This is a genomic window from Streptococcus caprae, assembly GCF_042649745.1.
Lineage (GTDB): Bacteria > Bacillota > Bacilli > Lactobacillales > Streptococcaceae > Streptococcus > Streptococcus caprae.
Genome location: NZ_JBHRZV010000029.1, coordinates 47926 through 60451, shown reverse-complemented (window position 1 = coordinate 60451; position 12526 = coordinate 47926). Strand labels below are relative to the sequence as shown.

At 43.2% G+C, this 12526-nt stretch carries 1 protein-coding gene and 4 pseudogenes; all 5 read right to left on the bottom strand.

The window, feature by feature from the left end:
• Window positions 1-14: 14 nt before the first annotated feature.
• Window positions 15-3257: pseudogene (locus ACFORF_RS04250) on the bottom strand (discoidin domain-containing protein); the annotation flags it as partial.
• Window positions 3258-3899: 642 nt separating this feature from the next.
• A pseudogene (locus tag ACFORF_RS11160) lies at window positions 3900-5714 on the bottom strand (beta-N-acetylglucosaminidase domain-containing protein); the annotation flags it as partial.
• A gap of 51 nt (window positions 5715-5765) precedes the next feature.
• Window positions 5766-10525 (bottom strand): annotated as a pseudogene (locus ACFORF_RS04245) (endo-alpha-N-acetylgalactosaminidase family protein); the annotation flags it as partial.
• A gap of 327 nt (window positions 10526-10852) precedes the next feature.
• A pseudogene (locus ACFORF_RS11155) lies at window positions 10853-10942 on the bottom strand (YSIRK-type signal peptide-containing protein); the annotation flags it as partial.
• A gap of 279 nt (window positions 10943-11221) precedes the next feature.
• Window positions 11222-12526 (bottom strand): LPXTG cell wall anchor domain-containing protein (locus ACFORF_RS04240; RefSeq protein WP_380425804.1); only part of this gene is annotated, 1305 nt, incomplete at its 5' end.

The window sequence follows — 12526 nt, the reverse complement described above, 5'->3', positions numbered from 1 at the left end:
ACTTGAAAGAGAGTTTAGTTGCGACGGCGTTTGCCTAAGCTTGTTGCTCCAAGGAGACTTGCGACACCAAATGCCACATAGGCAAAAGCACTTGTATCTCCAGTTTGAGGTAGACCTGTAGTTGCTTGAGCTTGCTTAGCTTCTGGAGTTTTCTTCTCTGTAGCCACGGAAGTTCCTGTAGAAACAAGTTGAACCACTGGACGACTAGGCACTTTACCAACTAAAACTGTCGGCTCAGTCACTGGCTGATTAGCGACTGGACCCGTTGGTTGGCTTGGGGTTACTGGATCAGCTTGACCTGTACCAGTTCCTGGTTCATCAGGGGTTGGAGTTGTAGTCGTTCCTGGATCTACTGGACTGGTTGGTGTTGTTGGAGCGACTACTGGCTTGTAGACAACAGTGTAGTAACTGAAGTGGTTGACCGTAATTTCCAAACGTCCATCCGCCAAGAGACGATGCGGGATAACCTCATCTTTCAGCGCTGGATCAATGTAGTAGACTGCTTCTACTGCTTGATCAGCTCGAGCTGGAAGGACAACTGTCATTGGCTTGTGAACTGGTACTTCTTGACCTGCTTCATTGACAAAGTGAATATCGTAGATATCAAGTTCACGGCCCTTCAATTCTTCATCCAAGATAGACTCAACTTCACTGACGGGCACGTTTGGACGTACCACCAGGCTAAGGTTAGAGACTTGAGACAAGGCTGTTGTCAGATTGACGGTAACTCCAGTCGCTGGATCTGTGAAGGTCAATGGCGACTCAGTTTCAACCGTCTCAGGCACCAACTCTTCTGACCAGGTTTCTGATGTCACAGCCTCTTCCACTGGCTGGGCAAATTCTAGGGTCACGACATTGCCAGCGTAGTCAGCTGAACGATAAGACAGTCCTTCTGCAATCTTAGCCTCTGTGAGAGCAGACAAGTGAGCAAGGAAATCCGCATGCACAATGGCATCAAATTGAGCGGTTTGCACCTCTTTACCGTCGACCTTGACGATAATTCTGTAATCGTCGACACTTTCATCAGTTGCAGAAACATAATCATCCACAAGCCACTCCTCAACCACAGTTGGCTCGTCAGCTACTGGATATAACTCATCTACCCATTCGGAATCAACATCGGAATCGTCGTCGGTTGGATATAACTCATCGACCCATTCAGAGTCAACATCGGAATCATCGTCGATTGGATATAACTCATCTACCCATTCAGAATCAACTTCGGACTCGTCGTCGATTGGATATAACTCGTCAATCCATTCAGAATCAACATCGGAATCATCGTCGGTTGGATAGAGGTCGTCGACCCATTCTTCCACTACGGATGGTTCCTCAGCGACTGGATACAACTCGTCAATCCACTCTGAATTAACTTCTGGTTCTTCGGCAACTGGATACAACTCGTCAATCCATTCCTCAGTAGTAGGAATCACTTTTGTACCGACGCGAACAATTTCCTCTTGCGGAGCAACAGAATTTTCTTCACGGATAACTGTTATACCTTTGCGAATAAGTTTATCTTCACTGTATACATCAGCGTAGATTTTATCTACAGAACCTTTCTTACCAGGTTGAACAACTACAGTTTTTCCTTGTTCAAGATTACTATCCTCAACACGTTTGATCTCATAGTCAATGTCAATCGTTTCTCGACGTTCACGTGTTTCATATTCTGCAAAGTAAGTTGAAATCTCATAAATTTCACTCTCAGCCTTCTCTGGTAATAGCTGAATATCCAACAGATGTTTAACATTCTCAGGGAGAACTACTGTGGCAAAACTTGTCAGAACTTTTCCAACTTCAATCCAACTACTTGCAACATCTCGATCATGGCTCACTGTTTCATCTGTCACAACACGCGCTTTTACAAGAATTGGTGCTGATTCACTAGCATTAGACAAAAGCGTAATGTGATTGCGATTCGTATTTTCCGATAAATGATAGGTTATCGTTTCAGTATTTGTAGTCGTCTTGTAGCTTGTCAGGATGCGACCATCGACTAGATTTGTAGCTAAAGAGTCTGTTTTTTCTGTTCCAGTTGTGACTACTGTTGGATTATTTTCCTTCTTGACAAATTCGCCATGGTTAATGACAATTTCCGTAAAGGAAACAAAGCGATAATCGTAGTCAGCGGTGAAGAGAACACGGAGATAGTTAGCCTTAACAGGTGTTTCCAATTCTCCTTCGATATAACGATTTCCAGGGTTACTGCTGTCGTGAGTCCAACCATCAGACAATGAATTATCTGCAAAGGCATTAGCGACACCGTCACCTACGGTCACAATATCAGTCCAGTGTTCACCATCTGCGCTGACTTGAAGTTTACCATCACGGAGATAGTTTTTTGTGCCATCTTGGATGTAAGCTCGGATATGTTTAATGTCACGCTCACTGCCAAGGTTAATGACAATATCCCCATTTGCACGAGGTAGGTCTGAAAATTCAACATATTTGTTATCGAGAACACCATCAAACATGTCACCGATATTATTGCGATTACGGACATCTGACGCACCGTAATATGCGCTAATCCCCATCGTAGTTGACTTAAGACTTTCTGGCAAGATTTCCTTGGTCTTCACAATCAGATTTTGGGCACCAATGGTTTGTGCAATATCAGTTTCATTGACCAAACGAACATAACGAACAAGGTCTGTTGCATTTGATTGATCTTTTGCAAACCATTCGACACCATTAGCAGAGTATAGCAGACTAAGTTTTTCATTTACTTGACCGGCCAAACTAATATTGTCTAACTGATGAAGTCGGTCTAACTTAAGCCCCAAATAATCTGCTGGATTAAGACTAGCTGTAGGCAATACCATGGTATAGGTATCTGTCTTAAAGCGAGTCTTGGTATCCTTCAAGGCTTCAACAGACGTGTCTGTGTAATCTGCTACACCTGCATTTGACTCAACCTTGAAGTCAGCAATACGCCACCAAATACCCTTAGCTTGCGTGTTGCGGATACGCACTGCGGTCGCTTCGACATTAGTTTCCAGAGTAATGGTGCGGTCATTAGCAGTAACATCCTTGAGTTTCTTCCAATTTTGACCATCAATAGTGTACTCTAGTACACCAGCTGACAGGATATCTCCTCCATTAGCACGAGGATCTTGAACAATAGTAATCTTAGAGAGTTCTTTTTTCTCAGTAAGATTAAATTGCACATAGGCACCCTCAGGGAGATTATCTTGGCCGTTACTGTTTTTGATGTAAGATACGGAGTTCAGGTCACTGTCAATAGCTTGAGCTTGGGTTGTACCATAAGTAAATACAATATTATCACTTAAGGTCAATGTTCCAGATTCTCTATTGGTATTTTTTACAATTTCAAGCGGACGATTGACTGCAATTTCACGGACACCAAGCCAGGTGTTATCCTTAGCTGCGGTCGCAATCAAACGCACAGCCTTAGCTTTTATATCTAAATTGTCAAATATCAACTGCTGCTCATTGCCCGTATAGGTAGTTGCTGATGGTACATCAACCCACTCGTCAGCTTCGTTGAGGTATTGGGCCTTAGCTGCTGTGAAAGTATCACGTAAGTTACTAATGGCCCCCATAGCAAAGCTGAGACTGTTGAGGCTAATCGTACGACTGAACTCAAGACCTACATAATCACCAACTGCGATACTTGCTGGACTTGTACTGAGAATTTGAGTGTTCAAGCTTCCATCAGTAATTTGTTCCAGTCCACCTTGAACAGACCGATTTGTTATCAATCGACTTGTATAGGCAGCTTGATCTAGAGCTTGTTCGACTTGACCAGCCAAATATTCCAAGAGATTTGTCATAAATGGTCGAATGTGTTGCACACCAAGTTCAGCTGCTTCATTATGGTTCACATACCAGAATTCATGGGTCTTAGACTCGTTGTATTTGTCAAGGCCAGCCTTATAGTTTTTCCAAAGGGCTGTCTCATCTCCTGCAGAAAGATGTTCAGTTGCCGTTAATAATTTGTCAAAAGCATCCATTTGGTCAATCGTATTATCCAACCAATACTTGATTTGGTCTTTCATCCGATTATGGCCAGTAGCCTTATAAGTTTCTGCTGCAGACTTCAGCTTAGCAAATTCTTGACGTAATTCTTCCCTTTGAGCAGTCAAATCTCCGCCACTACGCAGGTTGTCCATAAAGGCTGTCAGTTTTGGCGCCAGTTCAATTGACTCTTCTAGCTTCACCACACGGCTATCCATATTTTGGTTAAGCATGTGTTTAGAGAGTTCTCTCAAAGCCTCTGACTCAGTACTTTCCTTGAACGTACCGGTCTCAACAAAATTGAAGGCAACATCATTAATGTGTTTAGCTTCCTCGTCAGAAGTCCAGATTTTCCAAGTATAAGCTGCTGCACTAAAGAGAGCAACCTTGGATGGCTCTGATTGTTGCATAGGGTTCAACATAACACCCGTAATCAAACTTGGATCTACATTAGCATGAAGGAATTTTTCACCACCACCCATAATCAAATGACTTTTAGAATTATCTGTACATGGCCAGTTAATCCAGAGTTGGATTGGACGATAGGTTGCTCCATTTGCTTCGAGATTCGTCTTAACAGTATTCAAGAAGCTTGTTGACACTTCTCCCCAAATACGACCACCAGTTAAGGTTAAGGCACTGGTTTCAGGTAGTCCAGAGTTTAAGCCACGCAATTCTGCAGATGTTCCGTTGCCATAATAATCAGATGGCACAAAAATCATTTCTTCGCGCAAATCTGTGACTGTTGTCTTTTGCTCCTTGAGCCAGTTAGTTAAGTCTGTCATCAGACGATTGTAATTGCTAACACTTGCTGCACCTGCATCATCCGCCAGGACTCCGAATTCCCTTACACCAACACTAATCAGTTGAGAGAATTTATTCTTAATGACTTGGAGATCGTCTTGGTACTGAGCCTCTGTACTACTGCCTACTCCTTCAAATCGAATGGCATTATTCATGAACGGATGAATGGTCCAAACATAATGAGTTTTAGTCTGATTACCCACACGCGCTAATTCACGGATTTCTTCTAGTTTTTCAGCTGGATAGAGTTCACGCCATTTGCTGTTGTGGTATGGATCATCTTTTGGTGCGAAGAAGTATTGATTGAGCTTAAGATCACCACCATAACGCATCAGTTCGGCGCGTTCTTCATTAGACCATGGATTTCCATAGTATCCTTCGATAAAACCACGATTCTTAATATCTGCATAATCTTCAACAGCAACCTCTCTTAAAACAGGTTGCTCACTATCATTGAGCATATGTTTAAGAGTTGTCAAACCATAGAAGACCGCATCTGTATCTTTACCAACAATAGAGATTGTGTTGTTTTTGATAACCAAGCTGTAAGCATCAATCTTATCAAATAACTCTGCTGCGATAGCACTATCTTTTTGAGCTTGACTTGCTAGTGTATCTTGTCCGTAGATACCTAACAAGATATTCGTAGCGCTTTCATTTTCTGTCGCAGATGTCGTATAAGAAACATTATGAGCTTGCAGGATTTCACGAATGCGATTGCGGGTGTAAATGTCAATATTGTCTCCGATAACAATGTTAACTGTGCCCGCAAGTGCCACTGTACCATCTCCGTAAGTAACCTTGTGAGGAGTTGGGAAAATGGTATATTCTTTTTTCAAGTAAGCTTCAGACTGAGATGCTTCTGAAATGGCTTCAGCACTGGTTGGTTGTTCAGCTGTCCAATGACGGACTACTTCCTTAGTTCCATCAGCTGCAACTTCTAATTCATCTTCAATCGGAGTAGGATTAGACTGCACTACTAATGATTTTAGGGCTTCAGTGAGACGGTTGATTTGGGTCTGAGTCAATAGATTTTGGTTAGATAAATCAGCATATTGATTTTCTAAAGCAACCACCCGTTCATCACTGGTTCCCAACCGATCTTTGGCAGCTGCGAGTGCTGTTGTCCAAGGTTGCTCGTCATCTGGAGTATTTGGACTCACTGGTAAGCCAAGTCTCAATTCAGCAGCTGAGACATACTTGTTATTTTCATTAGCATTATTGCCATAACTTTCTGTCGCTGTCAAAATCATTTCTTTGGCATTAATCGTTGAACCAAATTCAATCCGTTTAGTGGTTGAATCATTAGTCCAGCCACTAATCGCAAAGTCGTGACGCTCATTATTGGCATCAACAATGGTTAAGGTTCCAGTCTTAATGCGTCCATTAGCACCATTAGAACGAGGCACATAATCCAGATGAGTGACAGCGATAGGCTCTTTAAAAACAGCACGGGCAGGTTGACCGATACCACTGCCATTCCAAGCAGAATGCCAGATGGTTCCAGTATTGCCATCGAAGGCCTTCAACAAATCTTCGCCCTGACCTGCTTGCTCACTAGCTGTTGCTGTCTCAATGTCATTTGCAACTACTGCTAACTTGTGACTCGCTAAGGCTGCACGGGCATCCGCTGCACGTTTTACCAGGGCATTTGCTTGGTCTACACTAATGTCAGAACCTACTGCTGCTAATAATTCAACGACAGCATCCTTGTAAGGCACTAGGGTTTCCTTGGTATAGTTCGCATCAGTGACTGGCAAGTAACGTTTCAGTGCTTCTTCAATAATAATGTCTGGAGTAACTTCAATTTCTTCAATCTTCAAATTATCTAGGATGAAGTCTTTGTAGCCACGGAAGTTGGCATCATTGCCAGAAGTTCCTTGGGTATTGGCCTCAGTAGATGTAGAGAAGATACCAATCCAGCCATCACCAGCTTGATTACCAGTAATGATATAGTCTGCCTTACCAGCTTTTTCACTACCCTGCCATGTATTCTTCAATGGGTAAAGGGTTAGTTGATCAGGTGACCGGTATTCACCAGATCCAACAGCGAAAGCATAGGCATCATCAGAACCAGCCTCATAATCAAAGCTTACTCGGTAAGTTTTACCTGCTTCAAATTTGAAGTTTTGTGGAATGGTTTGGTAAAGGAGGTCTTGACCACCATCCAAGCCATTGGTTTTCAATGACCATTTACCATCAATAACGTCTGAGATGACCTTGTTATTCCAGCCACGTTGGGTATATGGTTCATGTTTCTCAGACAAGTGAGTCCGGTTATCTTCAACACCCTCAACACCACCAATAACGAATGGGAAAATCCCCTGTGGTGTATTTTCAAAGTCTTGGAAGAAGACCTTGGTCTTAGAGAAGTCGTGTTCGCCATCATACATTGTTGAAGCGTTTTCAAAAATACGTACTTCATCAAAGTAAACCTTGCCGTTACTTTCTGATGTTTCACCACTGCGACTAAGGGTTAGGGTAACGTTTGAAACATCCTCACCTGTCGTAAAGAAAACATACATATTTTGGAAGTAACTTCTGTTGCCAACAGTTGCATTTTTTCGCAAGGTATTGTGGGCGTAAGCCTTCACATAGTTGAGAGCTAGAGAAGTCTTCGTCGAATTACTAATCTCTTTATCGCCAACTTTAACAGTAATTCCTGCTTCAGCCTCGCTGCGGTTGTCAACCCCAACATAAACAGCATAGCTGGTATTAGGTTTGAGGTCTGTCAATGGTTGAGATACCGTTACGGTTTCAGTGTTAGCATAAAGAGCTAACATCGGGTTATCACCTTGGGAACGAACAATCTCAGCCTTATCCCGATGAGAAATTGTCCAGGAGTTGAGGTTACCACTGTTGAAACCTTGGTCGACGATGTGCATGCCTTCACTCCACTTGACATCTTGGTTAGTCTGTTGAGTTCTGTAAAGCACATAGGCAATATTAGCTTCACCTTCTAGGGTAACACGTCCATCTGTAACAGTCAGTTGACGTTCTTCCGTCTTACCAGTATCGGTCAGCTTGTAGATGTAAACTGGGCCTGTCTTCCAGTCATCTGGTAATTCCCAGCTGGTGCTACCTGATGCTGTATTGAAATAATAAAGTTTCTTATTGTTCTCTTCAAGAGCCTTACCGTTAGCATCCCAATCCCAAGGGAGCAAATAAGCAGAACCATCGTAAACTTTACGACCATTGAGGGTCATGGTCCGCTCACGGTAACCAGCATCGCTAACATTGTTAGACTTGCGGGTAATCACCAACTCACGACCAGCATCATCTTTGAGTTTGATTTCCATTTCTGGGGTCCATTGGTAGGTCTTACCATTGTCTGTCATGGTAACAGCTTCGCCATTGGTCCACTTAGTAACCTTAAAGTGTTGAATAAATTTGGTTGGGATATTGTTTTTGTAAAGGTTGGTCATGTAGCCACGGTAATCGCTACGACCTTGCCAGCCTTCAAAGTCCTGCATGTTATAGCCACCCAGAAGTGGGTTATTGGCAGCACCACCATAGGTAACATAGTCTCCAACCCACGAATCTTTTTGGTGGTTTCGGAGGAAGCGAACAATATTACTATTAATCCCTTTAAGCGTATAACCACCATATGTCAAGTCAGAGGCCCAGTGTTGGAAGGTTGAATCATACTCGCCCGCATAGCCCCATTCAAAGGCTGCACGCCAGCCATTATCATTAATTTCTTTGGCCAACATGTGCGTCGCCCAAGCTCCGTTATCTCCGGATTGGTTATTGCCCCATACATCGACGTAAATGAAGTCTAAACCTTCATCAAGGATGGCTTTCAAGTCTTCAAAACGTTCAAAACGTCCATTTGCCAGGTCATAGGCCGCATCGATATTGATACCTTGGTCAATCCAGTTCCAACCGTAGTTGTATGTACCATCAGCATTCTTACGGAGACGTTCTGGGTTAAAGTATTTAGATTCTGGATAGGTCTCAGACGCATTGACGTGAATCCCTAATTTAGCACCATAGGCCTGAGCCTTAGCAATCAAGGTCTTAAAGTCCTCGGCCCCACCGATACGGCTACCAATATCCGCATAGTTTAAGTGACCAGAATCATGACCTTCACTACCGTAACCCTTAAGCAAGATAGATTGGCCCAAACCATCTGTATGAAGGGTAATTTTCTTGATACCATCCAAGGTCATTAGGAATGGGTTTTGCGCTTGAGAACCGAAGTTCATGGCAATACGATAGGCTACCAAATCAGGGACACTCTCAGAACCTTGAGGGTTGTTCATGATATTACGGTAGGCGATGGCTGCATCCTGCCAGTCAACCTGGTTGTCTTCATTAGCATCCTTAGTGATGACTACTTTGGCACTTGGAAGAACAAAGGTCCGATCTGCATATACTTGATTTTTATAGGCACGTTGGTAGATAAATGGTGAACTTTGAATTCCCACATAGTTTTCACCATTGGCAGAGAATTTTTCTGCAGTTAAACGGGTGAAATCATTTGCCCCCCCACCATAACTAAACTGAGAGTTACTCCATACGCCGGCGCCAACTTATTATTAGAAACGAAGCCATACATATAGCCTCTCTGTTTCTCAATCTGAGTAGGGCTATATTGCGTAACGATGTCTCCCATAGTACGGGTTACTGCAAATTCTTCATCGCCAGCAAAATGGGTATTAACCGACATGCGGGCTCCGTTAAATTTAGCAACTTCATCAGCACTAGAGACAGAGACTAAGTGACCACCAGGAATTTCCAAGGTCTGAAGGAGCTTACGAGTATCGTCAATGGTCTGCCCTCCGACAACCTCATTGTGGTTGATAATATCTGTTACATCATAATGAAGTTCATTCTTATCGACCTTCAAGCGTACCTTGATGGTAGCATTGATGAGGTCTTCATCGGAACGGACGTCCATCGTGTAGACCGCAGTTGTAACATCAACCTTCTCATAAGAAACAGTTGGAGAAACTTCTTTCCCATTGATTTTTAGCAGATTTTTGGCAATAACCTGACCTGGCAAGGTTTCACCATCCAGCGTATACTCACGGATACGAGGGAAGGCTTGATCAATCTTGGCGGTCAAAATACCAGAAGTAAGCGTATCATAAGTATAGACAGAGTCATCAACAACAGTATCTGTCACGGTCGAAGGATTTGGATCCTCAGTCGCTGCTACCTCACGTTGATCATCTGTTTTGACATCTATTTTTGTAACCTGGTCGCCATATTTACCAACCTTGAGGGCAATCTTCTTATGTTCAGCTAGGGCCTGCATCACTTCGGTCGGTACGACAACCGTATCGAAGGCTTGTTGACCATTGACAGAAGCATTAAGCTGTCCATCATGCTTCAAGCTAATTACAAGATTATTGGTAGCACCTTTTTCTGGCTCTTGCATAATCCGAGTTTGCAACCAGCGTCCTGCCCCATTACGTTTGTATTCCCAGAACCAACCGGCTTGGTCATAACCGACAAAAATATGGTTATTGACGTCTTGGAAATTCAAAAACACACCAAAACGACTTTCGTTTGGCTCAGATTGATCCACAAAAGTTAAATCAATCGTTGCATTTCCCTCTGGTGACACTTCCATGCCATCTTTTTCAAAGGTTGCAACATTAGATGCATTATCATTACCAGCTTCCGGAGTCAAGCGATTATAGCGAATACCGTTTTCTTCCTTGACTTCAACATTCCCTTTGATGGTGGACGTTGCCAGCCAGTCAATTTTCTTAGGTGTTTCTTCTGCCGCCCTAGTAGTCCCAGCACTAACTTCTGAACTCGTTGTACTTGCTTCTGTTGTTGCTTCAGTGGTCTCACTAGCTACATCAGAGGCTATCTCTTTCCCTTCGGTTGTTTCACTCTCTGTCTCAGTTCTATTTTCTATGGAAATAGCAGAGCTTTCTGTTGTTATCGGCTCTTCTGTCACTACAGTTTCAGATTCAGAAGCTAAATGACTACTATCTGCATCCGTCACTACAGACTCTTCACTAACAGACTCCGTCACAGCCACGACATCTACCGCAGTTGAAGTTTCCTCTGATACATGCCCCTCATTTGCAAATACAGTTCCACCGGATACCAAAAAACTGAAGGCAATAACAGTCGAACAGACGCCAACTTTAAACTTTCGTATGGAGTACTTAGGCTGTTTGTTAAATTGACTCATTATGTTTATCTCCTTTAGAATTTTTTAATAATATTTGCCCACCAGTTTTCCACCTCCTTTTTTGGTAGGGCTTCCATTTTCTAATTTAAGCATATCATGACCAGTTGGCAAAGTCAATATATAGATATAGATTTATTGGATTTCTCTAATTGAATTATCTTTTAAATTAGAAAAAAAGAATGTTTTACCCATCTTAAAAATCCATCGCCTATATAGACGATGGATTTGCTTGAATATTCACTTTTCAAGAGGTCATGGCTGAGCGACTTGAAAGAGAGTTTAGTTGCGACGGCGTTTGCCTAAGCTTGTTGCTCCAAGGAGACTTGCGACACCAAATGCCACATAGGCAAAAGCACTTGTATCTCCAGTTTGAGGTAACGCAGCTTGACTGTCAGTTGAACCACCGGTCTGAGACGCACTGGCTACAATAGGAACATAGTGTCTGCTCACTTGTAGTGCTTTGTTCTGTTCTTCCATGGCCCTTTCCTTAATTGAAACCTGACCTGACCGCTCTGACTGATCCTTATCATCAGAACCGGATGAACGGTCTCCACTTGGTGTATCTGCCGTAACAAAACCTACCGGATCGTCCTTGATTGGGGTAGTTGGGACAGCTGGTGTTACAATATCCGGTGATGACACATCAGGTTTAGCCGGTGTATCTGCCGTCGGAACGTCAATCACGTCATCTTCGTAAACAACTGTGTAATAGCTGAAGTGTTGCACGTCAAATTCTAAGCGACCATCTGCCAAGAGACGATGCGGAATCAACTCATCTTTCAAACGAGGATCGATGTAGTAGACTCCCTTAATCTTACGTCCTGGTCGACGAGGGATGTTCACCGTCATCTTCTGATGAACAGGGAACTCATCTGAAGCCCGATTGATGAAGTGAATATCATAGATATCCAAATCATAATGTGTTAAGGCCTCATCGATAATGCTGGCAACTTCAGATACTGGGATGGTCGCACGAGCGTAGAGTCGGAGTTCCGCAAAGTCCGTTGGACGACCAAGTAGACTAACGATGATACCTGTCAGTTTGTGCGTGAAGATCAGTGGTCTGTTGGACTCTTGACCAGGACGCGGAATCAAACTATCGTTCCATTCTTCTACAACTGCTGGTTCGTCGGCTTTTGGATAAAGTGAATTGATCCACTCCTCAACCACAGTTGGCTCGTCAGCTACTGGATATAACTCATCGACCCATTCAGAATCAACTTCGGGCTCGTCAGCTACTGTTGAGGTGAAGGTTAAGGTTAAGATATGTCCGCCGTAGACAGCTGAAACATACGTCAACCCTTCTGCCAACTTCGCTTCAGTCAGGGCAGATAGATGAGCTAAAAAATCTTGGTAAGTTAGAGCATCAAAGTGGGAAACTTGATTGTCTCGCTGATCAACTTTAACAATAATTGTGAAGTTTTCTACCGTTTCATCTGTAGCCTTAACATAAGGATCACTTACCCAATCTTCGACAACTTCTGGTTCGTCGGCGACTGGATAGAGAGCATCGACCCACTCTGATTCAACTTCTGGTTCTTCTGCAACTGGATAGAGATCATCGATCCATTCCTCTACTACAGT